This window comes from Burkholderia seminalis DSM 23518 (genome assembly GCF_902832885.1).
Lineage (GTDB): Bacteria > Pseudomonadota > Gammaproteobacteria > Burkholderiales > Burkholderiaceae > Burkholderia > Burkholderia seminalis.
Map to the genome: position 1 here is coordinate 627,284 of NZ_CADFDK010000003.1, position 13,891 is coordinate 641,174.

Below are 13,891 nucleotides of genomic sequence, written 5' to 3' on the forward strand. Positions count from 1 at the left end.
TTTGACCTCGGACCCTGCCGTCAGGGCCGGAATGGATCGACACCCCCGATCGAGTTCGCCACGCACGGCCCATTTCCGCTCCCCAACTCCCCCCATCACACTACCGCCCGCAACCACCTCAACAACGCCCCCGGTACGCTCCCGTCCACCACCGGCGCCGGCGTCAGCAGGCAGTAATGCGAGCCATCCTCGACGAATCCCATCGGCGCGACCAGCACACCGCTTTCGATGTCGTCGCGCACGAGATGCCACGGCCCGATCGCCACCCCCAGCCCCGCAACGGCCGCCTGCAGGCTGAAATAGAAATGATCGAACGTCTGCCCGCGCCTGCTCGCGGCCGGCAGACCGGCCGCCACCGCCCACTCCTTCCACGCATTCGGCCGGGTCCGCGTATGCAGGAGCGGCGCCTCCTGCTTCAACGAACGCTGGCCGCGGCGCGCGGCAAACCACGCACCGGCTTTGTCCGGTCGACAAACCGGCCCCACCTGCTCGGCGAACAACGGCTCCGCGTGATACCCCGCCGGCCACGTGAAATCGTTGCGGCGAATCGCCATGTCGATCCCGCTGTCGAACGAAAACGGCCCGCCCGCGGCAACCAGGTGGATATCGACATCCGCCTGTCGCGCCTGGAAATCCGGCCAGCGCGGGATCAGCCAGCGCATCAGCAGCGTCGGCTCGCACGACAGTACCCACCGCCGGGCACGCTCAGCCTCGCCACGCAATTCCTGTGTGGCTCGACGCATCAGGCCGAGCCCGTCGTGAACGGCCTGCGCCAGCTTGCGTCCTGCATCGGTCAGGAATACGCGACGACTGCGCCGCAAAAAAAGCGCCACGCCGAGATCCTCCTCGAGCAGACGCACCGCGCGGCTGACCGCGCCGTGGGTCACGCAAAGCTCGTCCGCCGCACGGCTGAAATTCTCGTGACGCGCCGCCGCCTCGAAACAGCGCAGCGCCATCAGCGACGGCAGGTTCGCACGGGTCGATTGTGAGTCAAACTCACGATCGTCGTCAGAAATCATCGTTTTTCCTGATGGAATACGGTGGCTACGATTGTGCCATCAAGACTCCAACCGAAAGGAAAAGCGATGACCGAATTGATAGTTGTAGTCACCATCACGTTGCTGGCCGTCATCAGCCCGGGCCCGGACTTCGCGATGGTCACGCGCAACAGCCTCATGCTGTCGCGCCGCGCCGGCGTGCTCACCGCGCTCGGAATCGGGCTGGGCGTCACGGTTCACGTGAGCTACACGCTGCTGGGCATCGGGCTGCTGATCCGTCAATCGCTGTGGCTCTTCAACGCCATCAAGCTGATCGGCGCGATCTACCTGGTCTACCTGGGCGTCAAGATGCTCATGGCCAAGGCCCACGCCAGGCAACCCGACACGCCGGCGGCCCCGCTGTCCGATCTCGCCGCATTACGCACCGGTTTCCTGACCAACGCGCTGAACCCCAAAACCACGGTGTTCATCGTCAGCCTGTTCATGCAGGCCGTGCGGCCCGACACGCCGCTGATCGTACAGATCGGCTATGGCGCGTTCATCGCGGTCGCGCATGCCGGCTGGTTCAGCCTGGTGGCCGTCTGCTTTTCGGCGACGGCCGTCCGCGATCGCCTGCTGTCCTTGCGCCACTGGATCGACCGCACCTTCGGTTGCCTGCTCGTGGGATTCGGCGTCGCGCTCGCCGTCGCGCGCGGCGGGCGCTGACCTGACCGCCGACCATGCGGCAACGTCAGAACGTGCGCGCGATCGTCCGGGCTTCGTCGAGCGCGCGACTGCGATCGATCTTCCCGTCCGGGCCGAACAACGTGCGCTCCACGACAATCCCGGTGAGGTCGGTCACGCCCACGAACTTGAGCCACGTTTCCATGTACGGACGCTGCAGGTCGAACGCGGCGGCCGGCGTAAACGAACCCGGCGCCTCATAGCTGAGCCCGCGCGCATACACGACCGCCGCCTTCTTGCCGGCCAGCTTGCCGCTGAAACCCGTGCCGTCGAACGTGAACAGCACGTCTTTCTGCGAGATCACGTCGATCAGGTGCTTGAGCTTGTACGGAATGCTGAAATTCCACAGCGGTACGCCGAACAGGAACTTGTCCGCTTCGTGGAACGGCGCCGCGAGCCGTTCGATCTGCTGCCACGCCGCCGCCTGTTCCGGCGTCAGCGCCGTGCCGCCCAGTCCGGCATACTTCGCGGCCAGCGCGGCCGCATCGAATTCGGGCAACGCCACGTCCCAGATATCGAGTTTCTGGATGTCATGATCGGGATGCGCATGCCGGTACGCATCGAGAAATGCGTTGCACACGTCGATGGACGCCGAATATGCCTTGTTGGGGGAGCCTTCGATATAGAGCACGCGTGTCATGGAGCCAATCCTTGCGACGAGTGACGGCGACGCGCGGGATGCGCGATCGCCCACTGCGACTCGCAGCGTATCGGGTCGGCTTATAATCCGGAAACGATATTAATTGATCGAATTAACCTGGATTGATGATCAATGAATCCTCCCCTCGACACGGCATTGCTTCATACGTTTGTTGCGGTCGCCGACATACGAAGCTTTACCGGTGCCGGTCATCGGCTGAACCTCAGCCAGTCCGCGGTCAGCGCGCAGATCGTTCGGCTCGAGGAGCAGGTCGGCCGCGCCCTGTTCGTCCGCAATACGCGCAGCGTCACGCCCACCGCGCATGGCGAGACACTGCTCGGCTATGCACGCGCGATGCTCAACCTGAGCGAGGAAGCGCGGGCGAAACTGGGAAAAGGCGACGCCGTCGACATCAAGTTGCGGATCGGCGTGTCGGAGGATGTCGCGGAAGGCTGGCTGCCGGACCTGATGCGACGCCATGGCGCCGCGCGGCGCGGCCTGCGGATGGATCTGGTCGTCGACATCGGCGACAGCTTGTTCCAACGGTACGCAAACGGCGAGTTCGATCTCGTGATCGGCAGCCGGTGCTCGCATGCCGGCCAGGGCGCGACGTTGTGGCAGGAGCCGCTGGCCTGGGCGTTTGCGCGCCACGAGCCGCTTCCGGAAGGCGACGTGCCGCTCGCATGTTTCCCCGATCCGTGCCCTTACCGCGGCGCCGCGATCAAGGCACTCGCGCTGGCCGGCATGGACTACCGGATCGCGTGCGAAAGCCCGAGCGTGACCGGCATCCGGGCCTTCGCGCGAGCGGGTGTCGCGATCGCCCCGGTGCCGCGCAGCGCGATCGACGACACGCTCCGCGAGCTGGGCGTGGCCGAGGGTTTGCCGGCACTGCCGGACATGGCATTCGTGATGATGCATGACGCCCGGATGCCGGCCGCCGCCGAATTCGCCGCGACGATCCTGGACGAGACGACCGCCCGCACGGGCGCCGGCAAACGCGACCGGGCGTCGTGAGCGGCGCGATCTTTACCCTGCTTCTTCAATCGCAGGTGGATTACGCTCAGATCACCTCGAAGCGCAACCCGGCATGGCGAACCAGGCGCTCGATATAGCGCTCGTCGAACATCGTCGCGGGCGTCCAGAAGCCGCCGCCGCGCCCGCGCTTGACACCGTCGGCGCTGCCATCCAGCGCGAGGCTGAGGGCCGCCTGCCCGAGCATCTTGCCGGTCGACCCGTAACCCGGATCGCGATCGCCGGTGACTTTCACGCGCAAGATCCGCCCGTCGTCGGCCCGACCGAAGAAACGCAAGTCGTAGCGGCCGGCCTGCCGGGCCTCGACGCTCGGTCCCTCGCCGGGCTTCGGCAGCAGGAAGCGCTCCATCAGGCTGCGCACCGGCTTGACGAGGACGCCCACCATGAACGCGCCGAGTCCCGCGACGATCGTCAGCGCGGTCAGGCGGCCCCTGAGGCCCGCGCCCGTCATCACGGCTTCGTCATAGGTGAAGCGGCTGCCGTACGCATTGCCGGCCAGCGCATTGGAGCGATGCACGACGCGCTCGTTGATCGCCGCCATCACGAACGGGGCGATCCACGCATCGCAATCGCGATCGAATTCGGCGGACCGAACCGCATGCTGCCGCGCCGTAAAGCCATGCCCTTTCGGGCACAGCGAATAAGGATCGAGCAATTCGCGGCGCAACGCGGGATCGGCCGCCGCTTCCCGCACGACGTTGATCACGCTCGCCACGGTGCCGCCCGACGCGCCGCCCTTCAGCGTGCGGACGCGCATCTTCACCTGCCCGGCCGGCATGCCCCACTGCCGCCGCGCGTGTTGCTGCAGGAAGAAAACGCCCATGTCCGACGGCACCGAATCGAAGCCGCAGCAATGCACGATGCGCGCGCCCGATTGCCGGGCCGCGGGCTCGTACCGGTCGATCATCCGCCTGATCCACTGCGTCTCGCCGGTGAGGTCGCAGTAGTCGGTGCCGGTTTGCGCACAGACCCTGACGAGCGGTTCCCCGTAAAGGGCGTACGGCCCGACGGTCGACACGACCACCCGCGTTTGCGCGCACAGCGCCCGAAGCTGCGCTTCGTCGGCCGCGTCCGCCACGATGATCGGCACCGACTGCCCGGCCGCGCCGAGCGCCTCCCTGACTTGCGTGAGCTTCGCCTCCGAGCGGCCGGCGATCGCCCAGCGCAGCGTCTCGCCGGCGTCCGGCAGGTAGTCGGACAGATAGCGGGACAGGATCTGCCCGACAAAACTGGTGGCGCCAAATACGACGAGATCGTAGGCGGGTTGCTGCATGAGTGGCTCCTTCGGTGCGTGCGCGCGCGTCGCGCATCCCTATCGTCAGCGTGGCATTCCGGGGGCATCGAAGGTTTTCAGGGGCGTCTGTAGGTTCAGGACCCGTTGCGCATCCTTGACCACGTCGAGCCGCATGACCGTCGACGCACCGAGCCCGACCTGCGTCAATCGCCGGTCCATGCTCGTCGCCTCTCGTCGATGATCGACCGCGGCAGTCGACACCCGACGCCGCTGATTCACTGTCGTCAGCAAGCACTCTAAGCTTTAAGTCGACTTCAAGGTCAAGGCCCGGAATAGAGGAACACGTCGGACTTCGTTCGTGCGGCGCTCCGGCGCTCGGCGCCGCGCCGGGCGATCATGCGGCCGTCGTGCGAAAGCCGCTACCAAAGTTCGCGCAGAAACCCGGGAACGGCTTCCCCGATCGAAGCAAGATACGCCGCCATCGCACCGGCCACCTTGCGCACGGCGGGGCGAGCCGTCATCCGTTCGCGCCACGCGAGCAGGTTCGGCGTGTCGTCGGTCATCGGCGCGCCCTTGCGTGCGCCGAACAATTGCGCCATGTAGAACGCGATGTCGGCATAGGAGTAGGCGCCGGCCAGAAAATCCCGATCCGCGAGCACGCGCTCCATGCGTCGATAGTATTGCGCCGCCTCGGCACGCGCGGCCTGCGCCGCCGGGTCGTCCGGCGTGCGCTCGAGCCCCATCAGCCGGACGACGTGCGGGGAATAGACTTCGTCGCTGCCGTGTTCGAGCTGACGCGCCACGGCGCGCGCCGCCGGTTGCGCGGGCCACAACGCGGGCTGCGGCTTCAGGTCCTCGAGATACTCGAAGATTTGCGTGGAATCGAAGATCTCCAGATTGCCGTCGATCAGCACGGGCACCTGGCGCTTCGGGTTGATACGCAAGACGTCCGGATGCTTCGGTTCGTAACCGCGCTGTTGACTGAACGGCACCATCACCCGCTCGAAATCGATGCCTTTCTCGTGCGCCGCAATCTCGACCTTGGCGCCGAACATGCTCAGCGGTCCTGAAATGATCTTCATGGTTCGTCTCCGCTACAGTGGAACGGGTTCAGTGATGCGACGAAGCATATGCTTGAAAACATGACATCCAGTGTCAGGTATTTGAGGTAACGTGTCGCGTATGAAAGCGAGCCGCCTGTTGTCGATCATGATGATGCTGCAAGCGCGCGGCCGAATGACCGCGCCGGCGCTTGCCGAAGCGCTGGAAGTGTCCGAGCGCACGATCCTGCGCGATATCGACCAGCTCTCGACGGCCGGTGTGCCGATCTGGGGCGAGCGCGGCCGCAACGGCGGATTTCAATTGCGCGACGGCTGGCGCACCGATCTGACGGGGCTCACCGAACACGAAGCGCGCGCGCTGATCCTCGCGGGCTTGCCCGGGCCGGCGAGTGAACTGGGGCTCGACGGCATGGCGGCTTCCGCGCGGCTGAAGATGATCGCCAGCCTGCCGCCGGCCTCGCGCGAGCAGGCCGATCGCGTCGCGAGCCGGCTGCACGTCGACACCGTGGACTGGTACCGCGCGCAGGAAACGCCCGCGTTCCTGCGTGAAGCCGCCGATGCGGTGTGGGGTGCGTATTGCATCGACGTGACGTACCAGAGCTGGCACGGTGTGTCCCGCCGCGCGCTCGAACCGCTCGGCCTCGTGCTCAAGGGCGGGGCCTGGTATCTGATCGCGAGGGTAGTCGGCAAACCCGCCGCGCTCACTTTCCGGCTCGCGAACATCCGCGAATTCAACACGACGCGCCGCCGTTTCAGGCGCCCCGCGCGATTCGACCTGGCCGCGCACTGGCGTGACGCGATGAACCGGGTCGAAGCCGATCTCCACCGGCTCACCGCCCATGTCGCCCTATCGCCGCGCGGCGCAACCTGGCTGGCCAATGCGCGGATCGAGGCCGCGCCGGCCGGGCATGAGGCCGGCAACGCGGACGTACCGCCGGGATGGAACGCATTCCTGATGCCCGTCGAATCGATCGAGCACGGCGCGCGCAAGTTGCTGGGCTTCGGCGCGCACGTGAAGATCCTCGGGCCGCAGGCGCTCAAGGACCGGTTCCTCGACGAGTTGTCGCAGCTGAACGCGCTGTATCGATCCGTCGGCGATTGAAGCGGCGCCCTCAGATCTCGTCGAAAAACGCGTCGAGAAAGCGTTGCAACCGCTCGCGACGAACGTTCGCCATGCGCGTACCGGTGACGGTCTGGAAACCGGTTGCCAGCTTCAGCAGCTTCGTGCGGAAGTGGTCGATCGCGAATCGCGTGTCGTCGAGCGCCCGATTCGCGGCATGCGGATCGGCCGGGTCATACAACGCGCTGCCCATCCGGCCCGCGACATAAAAGCAGCGCGCGACGCCCACCATGCCGATCGCATCGAGCCGGTCGGCATCCTGCAGCACCTTGGCTTCCAGTGTCCTCGGCGCGATACGGGCAGAGTAACTGTGCGCTTCGACCGCGTGCGCGACGGCGTCGATCTTCGCATCCGGCCAGCCAAGCGACTTCAGCACCCGACGCGCCTTTTCCGCCGACAGCCGCGACGCCTGTGCGCGCAACGGGGCATCTTTCTCGACCGCGACGCAGTCGTGCAACAGCGTTGCCGCACACAGCACTTCGGCGTCGCCGCCCTCCTCGGCATGAATCGCGGCGGCATTCTTCCACACGCGCTGCAGATGCGACGTGTCGTGGGCGCCGTCGCCATGAGCGTCGGACCACTGAGCGAGCAAGGTATGAGCCAGATCCTGAAAGGGGGCGAACGCAGAAGTCGTCACGGGCGCGGAGGGTCGAAGAGGGGACGCCGATTATCCCCCATGCTCGGCACGTTCACGACCCGACGTCGAGTCCTGTTGCCTCGCCGCCCGCGCATCAGGCAAACGACTGCCTCCATCGGCAACGGCCGGCACGCGTACCGCTTCGGCCATGCATTACCCGGCAACGCGCAGTGTGGCGCTCACGGCGATACCGCCACACGATCCCGCCTCACGCGACGGCCTCGTCGCGCAGACGGAATTGCGCGACCGCCGCGCTCAGCCGCGAACCCTGTTCATCGAGCGACAGCGCCGCGGCGGCGGCCTCCTCGACCAGCGCCGCATTGCGCTGCATCGTCTGCTCCATCTGGATGACCGCGGCGTTCACCTGCTCGATCCCCGCCGACTGCTCTTCGAACGCATTGCTGGTCTCCCCCATGATCGCGTTGACACGCTCGACCGCGGCGACGAGCTCGCTCATCGCCGAGCCGGCCAGCGTGACGAGGCCGCTGCCGTCTTCGACCCGCCGCGCGGCACTGCCGATCAGGTCGCGAATTTCCTTCGCCGCCGACGCGCAGCGCTGCGCGAGCCCGCGCACCTCCGTCGCGACGACCGCGAACCCGCGCCCCTGCTCGCCCGCGCGCGCGGCTTCGACCGCCGCGTTCAACGCGAGGATGTTGGTCTGGAACGCGATGCTTTCGATCGTGCCGACGATGCCGGAAATCCGCGCGGAGCTGGTCGAAATCGCGGACATCGTCTCGACGACGCGCTGCATCGCCTCGCCGCCGCGCGACGCGATGCCGGCCGCCCCTTCGACGTAAGTCCGCGCATCGCGCGCGTTGTCCGCGTTCTGGCGCACGGCCGCCGTCAGTTGTTCGACGCTCGCGGCCGCCTGCTGCAGCGACACGGCCTGTTGCTCGGTGCGCGCGGACAGGTCGACGTTGCCGCTCGCGATCGTGCGGACGTCGCCGACGATCGTCTCGGTGCTCGCGCGCACCTGGTTCACGGTGTCGACCAGGCCGTCCTGCATCCGCTTCAGCGCATTCAGCAGGTAGGCCATTTCGTTTTCGCCCGCGACGACGACGGTGCCCGTCAGGTCGCCTTTCGAAATTTTCTCGAACTGGCCGACCGCGAGATGGATCGGTTCGATGATCGCCTTCGCGAGCAGGCGTTGCGCGAAAAAGCCGACGACGAGGGCCAGCCCGGCGACCGCCGCCATCCCCCACACGATCCGGTGGAAACGCACGCCGGCCGCCTCGTAGCGGGCCTTCTGGCGCGCGACCTGGAACGATTCGAGCGCGTCGATCGCATCCTGGTAGGCGGCGAACAGCGCCGGCGGCGCGGTGCGCTGCGTGTCGAGGAAGTTGAACGCGTCGTCGCCGTCGAGCTGCGACAGCGCTTTCAGGAACACCCGATCGAGCAGCGCGCGCCGGCGGCTCTGCAGCGCGTCGAACAATGCCTGCTCGTTCGCGTCGCGCGCATGCAGGCGCGTGTACGCCTCCAGTTCGTCATTGCTCTGCTTGAGGAGCGTGTGAAGCTGCGCGGTGCCCTCCTTGCCCGATTGACCCGCGCTGATGATCTGCGCCACGTCGCTCATGCGTTCGCGCAACACGAGCATCCGCTCGGAGCTGGTCTTCAGGTGCAGCAGCGAAGCGGTGTCGTCGCGGTACATCGCCTCGAGCGAATCGTTACCCATATAAAGGGCCGCGATACAGGCGCCGACCACCAGCACGAGCAGCACGGTATAACCGGCGATGGTCGCGACGAGTCCACCGCGGATGGTGAGTTGTTTTCGCATGACGTTCCCTTGCGCGGGCCGGGTGCGGGCCGCGGCGGATGTGGATTCCGGATCACGAACGACGAGCGCCGCGTCACGGCTCGTGAGCACGCGGCGCGGGGCTACGAACCGGATAACGGCGTGGGGAACGAGAAGGTTTTACCTGGACGCGACATGAATCTTGACGATTGCGACAGACTAGGCAGCAAAAATTGCGGCTATTCCCCGCCGGCGAGCCTTGCGCGGATCTCGTCGGCCGACAGGTCGCGCCGATGCGTGGCGATCTGCCAGAGGTTTCCCCACGGATCCTTCACCATCGCGCGCCGGTCGCCGTACGGCATGTCGGCGGGCGCTTCCAGCGAGATCGCGTGCGCCGCGACCGCTCGCCGATGGATCGCGTCGGTATCCTCGACGTACACGTACAGGAACGCCGGCATCGGATCGCGCAGACCGTCGCCGCCGCTGATCATCACGACCGAATCGCCGATGCGGATGTCGGCCGGCAAGCCGGCACGGTATTCGCCGCGGGCGTCGAACACCGTCCGGACGAATGCGATCAGGTTTTCCGGATCCGCTACGACGATCCGTGGCGTGACGGTATGCCATCCGCCGGGCTGGAATGTGGCCATGGTGCGCAACCTCCGATGCGTGCGTCAGCGGTATTGTCCTCCGCGCACCGGCAGCCTGCAAAGGAATCCGAAAGGTTGATCAGATACCGTCCGCTCTCTTCTCCGCTCGTCAAAGGCCGACGTTCGAATCCAGCCACCGCGGTTCATACGCGCCCAACGCGCGTGCCGGATGGAACCACGCGAGCGGCGCCCCCTCGATCCGCAACGGCGGGAGCAGCCGTGTTGCGGGGCCCCACGACGTCGCTTCGACGTGATTCGCGCGATCGTGCTCCGTCTCGGGAACCAACGCAACCACGTCGCTCATCGGCTCGGAACGCAGCTGCAACACGGCCGACGTACGCGCCAGCGAAGCGCGAACCTCGGTGCCCGCACCGTCCTTCAGTCGCGCCGTCAGGCCGCGTACGGCCGACGCCGCCATCAGGTAACCCGTCGCATGGTCGATCGCCTGGACGGGCAGATTCACCGGCGCGTCGCTTCCCGCCGCGCGCATGCCAGCGTCGGCGATTCCCGCGCTCATCTGGATAAGGCTGTCGAAGCCGCGCCGGCAACGCCAGGCGCCACTCCAGCCGTATGCATCGAGCGATACGTCGACGAGCGCGGGATTGAGCTCGCGCCGTCGCGCGGCATCGAGACCAAGACGCGCGAGCGCGTCGGAGCGGTAGCCGTGGACGACGATATCCGCGCCGCGCAGCAGCCGCTTGAGCGTAGCGAGATCCGCGGGCTGCTTCAGGTCAAGCCGGGCGCAGCGCTTGCCCAGAACGACGTCGGGCACCGTGCCCGGCTCTTCCCAGCCATACGGATCGATGCGCAGCACGTCGGCGCCGAGCCCTGCCAGAAATCGCGTCGCGACGGGACCGGCGAGAATGCGCGTCAGGTCGAGCACGCGAATGCCGCGCAACGGCCGGTCTCGCGCCGGCTGCCAGTCGCGCGACGCTACCGCCTTCGTGGCGTGAACGTGCAGCAACGGTTCGGCAGCAACGGCCTTGCCTTGCGGATGCGCGGCCCATTCCTCCCGCGAGTACATCACCGCCGCGCAACCGCCGCGCCCGACGATCGCGTCTTCGAGCGCCTCGGCGTCCCAGCGGCCGACCGCCCGGGCAACTGCCTGTGCATCCGCCGCGCAGCCGAGCACCGTCAACGCGGCTTGCCGGTGATGCGGTGCGTTGGTGTGCAGACGGATCCAGCGATCGCGCGCCCGATAGTTGCCGGCCACCGGATCCCACTGAGGCGGCAGCGTCCATCCCGACGGGCGCAGCGACGTGCCGAACCACAGCGACGCCATGCGCCGGTCGACGTGAACGGCCGGCGATGTGCCGGTCGATTCGCACACCAGTTCGGCAACGGCCGCACCTGCCGCGCCAATCGCCGCACTGGCCAGGTCGGTCACGCGAAACGCGGACGGCAGTTCGCCCGACCCGCTGAAGCGGCAACGCTCGAGAAAGTGCGGCGCGCCACCCAGCGCGGCCCAGAGTGCCTGCAGATGGCGCGATATCGGCCCCTCGCCGGCCGTCGTCGCAACACGGGAAATTTGATCGGCACGCATGTTCGCCTCGAATCGTTTCGGTGACGCAACGATCGGCTCGCTCGCATTTGTTGTCAACGTTGATTATCCTGATCAACCTGTCGAACGATTCGAGCCTGATGCCATGTCGCCCTACCTGAATTCGATCGAAGCGGCCGCAAAGCTGGGCGTCTCGCGGCAGACGCTTTACGCCTACGTCAGCCGCGGCCTGCTTCGCGCGGAGCCCTCGGGCAATCCGCGCGAAAGCCGCTACTTCGCGGCGGACGTCGACCGGCTCGCGGCCGAACGTGCGCGCGGCCGCAAACCGAAGGAAGTCGCGAAAGCCGCGCTGAACTGGGGGGCGCCCGTGCTCGAATCGAGCATCACGTTGATCGAGGGCGGCCAGCTTTTCTATCGCGGCGCGAACGCGCTCGATCTCGCCGGCCACGCGAGTCTCGAGGAAGTCGCCGCGCTGCTCTGGCAATGCGACGAGCGCACCGCGTTCGGTCCTCGCGTTCCCCGCGCACCCGCGGTGTTGCGCACCCTCTTCAAGCACTACGGCGATCAACGCGCGGAGCAAGCGCTCCTGCCGCTGTTCGCCGTCGCCACCGACGACGCACCGACGGCGGTGTGGCAGCAAGCGGCCGACAGCCGGGCGCAGGGTTGCGGCGATCTGGTACGGATCCTCGCCGCGTGCCTGTTGCGCACCGGGTTCGATGCGGCGCCCGTTCACGAGCAATGCGCGCGCGCATGGGGCGTGGGCCCGGCGGGCGCGGAACTCATCCGGATCGCGCTCGTCCTGTGCGCGGATCACGAACTCAACGCATCGAGTTTCACGGGCCGATGCGTGGCATCGACGAATGCGAGCCTGCGAGCGGTCGTGATCGGCGGCCTCGCCGCTCTGTCCGGCGGGCGGCACGGCGCCACCACCGCGCGGGTCGAGGCGATGTGGGATGAAATCGGCAACCGGGACGTCGCGCGCACGATGCGCGAGCGCCTGCACCGCGGTGACGACCTGCCGGGGTTCGGACATTCGCTGTATCCGGGTGGCGACGTGCGGGCGGCGGCCCTGTTGTCGCGCATGCTGCCGCGCCATCCGCAATGGAAAACGATGATCGAGGCGGGCAGTTCGCTGGTTGGCCAGAAGCCTTCGGTGGATTTCGCGCTCGTCGCGCTACGCCGGCATTTGCGGCTGCCTGTCGGCGCCGCGTTCGGCCTGTTCGCGCTGGGCCGCTCGATCGGCTGGATCGCGCACGGGCTCGAACAGCGCGAACATCCCGACCTGATCAGGCCTCGCGCGGTTTATACGGGAGTGCGGTCAAGCGAAACGCATGCCGGCTCGGGTCCGCTTCGATCGCGCGGGCGGCCGGAAAAGCGCACCGTGTCGCGGCAAGGGGCGCCGGAAAACGACATCCTTGCCACGTTTTTCAGCGCGCGATAGCGGAGCGTGTGACGCGGGCGTGGCGTGCCATGACATGCGCAAGCCCGCACTCTTCGCGGGAGCGGTCGCCGGCGCCGGACCATGACAAACCGACCTCGAAGCGGAGGATGGTTCGACGACCTTCTGTCAAAATATCAGCCCGATCCTTCTGACCAATCGCGGAATGGAACTCAGACAACTGCGCTATTTTCTCAGCGTCGTGGAACACGGAAGCATGGGCAAGGCAGCGCTGGAGCTCGGCGTGGTGACCTCGGCATTGAGTCAGCAGATCAGCCGCCTCGAAGGCGAGCTGTCCACGCGTCTGCTGCAACGCACCTCGGCGGGCGTCGTCCCGACCGACGCAGGTTTGGCGTTCTGGCGTCAGGCGCAACTCGCGCTGCGTCATATCGACGATGCCGCGCTAGCTGCACGCTCAGCCCGTCTGTCGGGCCACGTCAGCGTCGGCATGGCGCCGAGCACGGCGAGCGTGATGGGTGTCGCGTTCATGCAGGCCATGCGCGCGCGCTATCCCGATGTCCGGTTGCACATGGTCGAAAGTCTCTCCGGCTATCTGGCGTCCATGTTGAGCGCGCGTCAGATCGACCTCGCGGTGCTGTTCCGCGAGGAGTCCGCGCAACGCTGGAGCGTGCTGCCGCTGCTGGACGAGCGGCTGTTCCTGATCGGCGCGGGCGATCTCGATGGCATGCCGACGAGCGCATCCGTCCGGCTCAAGCATCTCGGCAGGCTTCCGCTGATTCTCCCCAGCGGCACGCACGGGCTGCGTTCGCTGCTGCTGTCCGCATTCAGGCGCGCCGAGTACGAGCCGAACATCGTCGCCGAAGTCGACGGCCTCGCGCTCCTGATGGACTTCGTCCGCGCCGGCATCGGCGCGACGATACAGCCGGGCGCGGCGCTCGCAAGGCCCGAGAACGTGATACTCACGAGCGTGCCCGTCGCCGAGAAATACGCCACGCGGCCCAACATGCTCGCCAGCATCTCCGATGACGAACTGTCTCCCGCCGGTCTCGCCGCGCGCGTGGTGCTCGCCGATGTCGCCCGTCAACTGGTGCGGGAAGGCCGTTGGCCCGGCGCACGGCTGCGGGAACCGCAGCCTTCACAAAAAGTGAACACCCGTTGACGGCT

General features: G+C 67.1%; 13 protein-coding genes and 1 pseudogene. 5 read left to right on the forward strand and 9 right to left on the reverse strand.

The genetic code is table 11. The annotated features are described in order from the left end of the window. Positions 1 to 95 precede the first annotated feature (95 nt). A complete protein-coding gene (locus HWX00_RS13375; RefSeq protein WP_059562464.1) occupies positions 96 to 1,019 on the reverse strand; it encodes a LysR family transcriptional regulator in 924 nt (307 codons plus the stop codon). 66 nt (positions 1,020 to 1,085) lie between these two features. Here HWX00_RS13375 and HWX00_RS13380 point away from each other — a divergent pair, with 66 nt between their 5' ends. Next, the gene (locus HWX00_RS13380; RefSeq protein WP_175026895.1) at positions 1,086 to 1,703 is read left to right on the forward strand and encodes a LysE family translocator; all 618 of its coding nucleotides are present in this window, start codon (positions 1,086 to 1,088) and stop codon (positions 1,701 to 1,703) included. 25 nt (positions 1,704 to 1,728) lie between these two features. Here the strand turns inward: HWX00_RS13380 and HWX00_RS13385 are convergent, their stop codons facing one another. Next, a complete protein-coding gene (locus HWX00_RS13385; protein ID WP_059562458.1) occupies positions 1,729 to 2,361 on the reverse strand; it encodes an FMN-dependent NADH-azoreductase in 633 nt (210 codons plus the stop codon). A gap of 132 nt (positions 2,362 to 2,493) precedes the next feature. Here HWX00_RS13385 and HWX00_RS13390 point away from each other — a divergent pair, with 132 nt between their 5' ends. Further along, entirely contained in the window at positions 2,494 to 3,375 is an 882-nt protein-coding gene (locus HWX00_RS13390) for a LysR substrate-binding domain-containing protein (RefSeq protein WP_049036223.1), read from the forward strand. A gap of 46 nt (positions 3,376 to 3,421) precedes the next feature. Here HWX00_RS13390 and HWX00_RS13395 read toward each other — a convergent pair whose 3' ends face one another. From HWX00_RS13395 to HWX00_RS13400, 3 genes and pseudogenes are all read right to left on the reverse strand, one after another. Continuing rightward, positions 3,422 to 4,666 (reverse strand): saccharopine dehydrogenase family protein, encoded by a 1,245-nt coding sequence (locus tag HWX00_RS13395; RefSeq protein ID WP_175026833.1) that lies wholly within the window; start codon positions 4,664 to 4,666, stop codon positions 3,422 to 3,424. 45 nt (positions 4,667 to 4,711) lie between these two features. Next, a pseudogene (locus HWX00_RS36625) lies at positions 4,712 to 4,822 on the reverse strand (acetoacetate decarboxylase); the annotation flags it as partial. 224 nt (positions 4,823 to 5,046) lie between these two features. Beyond that, positions 5,047 to 5,709 carry a glutathione S-transferase family protein gene (locus HWX00_RS13400; protein WP_175026834.1) on the reverse strand — a complete coding sequence of 221 codons (663 nt, stop codon included), beginning with the start codon at positions 5,707 to 5,709 and terminating at the stop codon, positions 5,047 to 5,049. A 100-nt stretch (positions 5,710 to 5,809) separates the two neighbouring features. Between HWX00_RS13400 and HWX00_RS13405 the strand changes: the two genes are divergently transcribed. Next, the gene (locus HWX00_RS13405) at positions 5,810 to 6,790 is read left to right on the forward strand and encodes a helix-turn-helix transcriptional regulator (RefSeq protein ID WP_175026835.1); all 981 of its coding nucleotides are present in this window, start codon (positions 5,810 to 5,812) and stop codon (positions 6,788 to 6,790) included. 10 nt (positions 6,791 to 6,800) lie between these two features. Here HWX00_RS13405 and HWX00_RS13410 read toward each other — a convergent pair whose 3' ends face one another. The 4 genes from HWX00_RS13410 to HWX00_RS13425 form a co-directional block, all read right to left on the reverse strand. Beyond that, positions 6,801 to 7,445 carry an HD domain-containing protein gene (locus HWX00_RS13410; RefSeq protein ID WP_175026836.1) on the reverse strand — a complete coding sequence of 215 codons (645 nt, stop codon included), beginning with the start codon at positions 7,443 to 7,445 and terminating at the stop codon, positions 6,801 to 6,803. 208 nt (positions 7,446 to 7,653) lie between these two features. Then, positions 7,654 to 9,219 (reverse strand): methyl-accepting chemotaxis protein, encoded by a 1,566-nt coding sequence (locus tag HWX00_RS13415; RefSeq protein ID WP_034191892.1) that lies wholly within the window; start codon positions 9,217 to 9,219, stop codon positions 7,654 to 7,656. A gap of 197 nt (positions 9,220 to 9,416) precedes the next feature. Continuing rightward, positions 9,417 to 9,827, reverse strand: coding sequence for a VOC family protein (locus HWX00_RS13420; RefSeq protein WP_175026837.1), 411 nt, complete (start codon positions 9,825 to 9,827; stop codon positions 9,417 to 9,419). Positions 9,828 to 9,936: 109 nt separating this feature from the next. Next, positions 9,937 to 11,370: a CoA transferase gene (locus tag HWX00_RS13425; RefSeq protein ID WP_175026838.1), complete on the reverse strand. Its 1,434-nt coding sequence runs from the start codon at positions 11,368 to 11,370 to the stop codon at positions 9,937 to 9,939. A gap of 103 nt (positions 11,371 to 11,473) precedes the next feature. Here HWX00_RS13425 and HWX00_RS13430 point away from each other — a divergent pair, with 103 nt between their 5' ends. Beyond that, positions 11,474 to 12,769 carry a citrate synthase family protein gene (locus HWX00_RS13430; RefSeq protein ID WP_175026839.1) on the forward strand — a complete coding sequence of 432 codons (1,296 nt, stop codon included), beginning with the start codon at positions 11,474 to 11,476 and terminating at the stop codon, positions 12,767 to 12,769. Between the two features lie 163 nt (positions 12,770 to 12,932). Then, positions 12,933 to 13,886, forward strand: a complete 954-nt coding sequence (locus HWX00_RS13435; RefSeq protein ID WP_049035751.1) for a LysR family transcriptional regulator — start codon at positions 12,933 to 12,935, stop codon at positions 13,884 to 13,886. The last annotated feature ends 5 nt before the right edge of the window (positions 13,887 to 13,891 follow it).

Excerpts from the sequence above, each read along its gene's own strand:
- HWX00_RS13415 (WP_034191892.1), bottom strand. The coding sequence starts at position 9,219 with ATGCGAAAACAACTCACCATCCGCGGTGGACTCGTCGCGACCATCGCC.
- HWX00_RS13430 (WP_175026839.1), top strand. The coding sequence starts at position 11,474 with ATGTCGCCCTACCTGAATTCGATCGAAGCGGCCGCAAAGCTGGGCGTC.
- HWX00_RS13375 (WP_059562464.1), bottom strand. The coding sequence starts at position 1,019 with ATGATTTCTGACGACGATCGTGAGTTTGACTCACAATCGACCCGTGCG.
- HWX00_RS13390 (WP_049036223.1), top strand. The coding sequence starts at position 2,494 with ATGAATCCTCCCCTCGACACGGCATTGCTTCATACGTTTGTTGCGGTC.
- HWX00_RS13385 (WP_059562458.1), bottom strand. The coding sequence starts at position 2,361 with ATGACACGCGTGCTCTATATCGAAGGCTCCCCCAACAAGGCATATTCG.
- HWX00_RS13405 (WP_175026835.1), top strand. The coding sequence starts at position 5,810 with ATGAAAGCGAGCCGCCTGTTGTCGATCATGATGATGCTGCAAGCGCGC.
- HWX00_RS13425 (WP_175026838.1), bottom strand. The coding sequence starts at position 11,370 with ATGCGTGCCGATCAAATTTCCCGTGTTGCGACGACGGCCGGCGAGGGG.
- HWX00_RS13400 (WP_175026834.1), bottom strand. The coding sequence starts at position 5,709 with ATGAAGATCATTTCAGGACCGCTGAGCATGTTCGGCGCCAAGGTCGAG.
- HWX00_RS13435 (WP_049035751.1), top strand. The coding sequence starts at position 12,933 with ATGGAACTCAGACAACTGCGCTATTTTCTCAGCGTCGTGGAACACGGA.
- HWX00_RS13420 (WP_175026837.1), bottom strand. The coding sequence starts at position 9,827 with ATGGCCACATTCCAGCCCGGCGGATGGCATACCGTCACGCCACGGATC.
- HWX00_RS13380 (WP_175026895.1), top strand. The coding sequence starts at position 1,086 with ATGACCGAATTGATAGTTGTAGTCACCATCACGTTGCTGGCCGTCATC.
- HWX00_RS13395 (WP_175026833.1), bottom strand. The coding sequence starts at position 4,666 with ATGCAGCAACCCGCCTACGATCTCGTCGTATTTGGCGCCACCAGTTTT.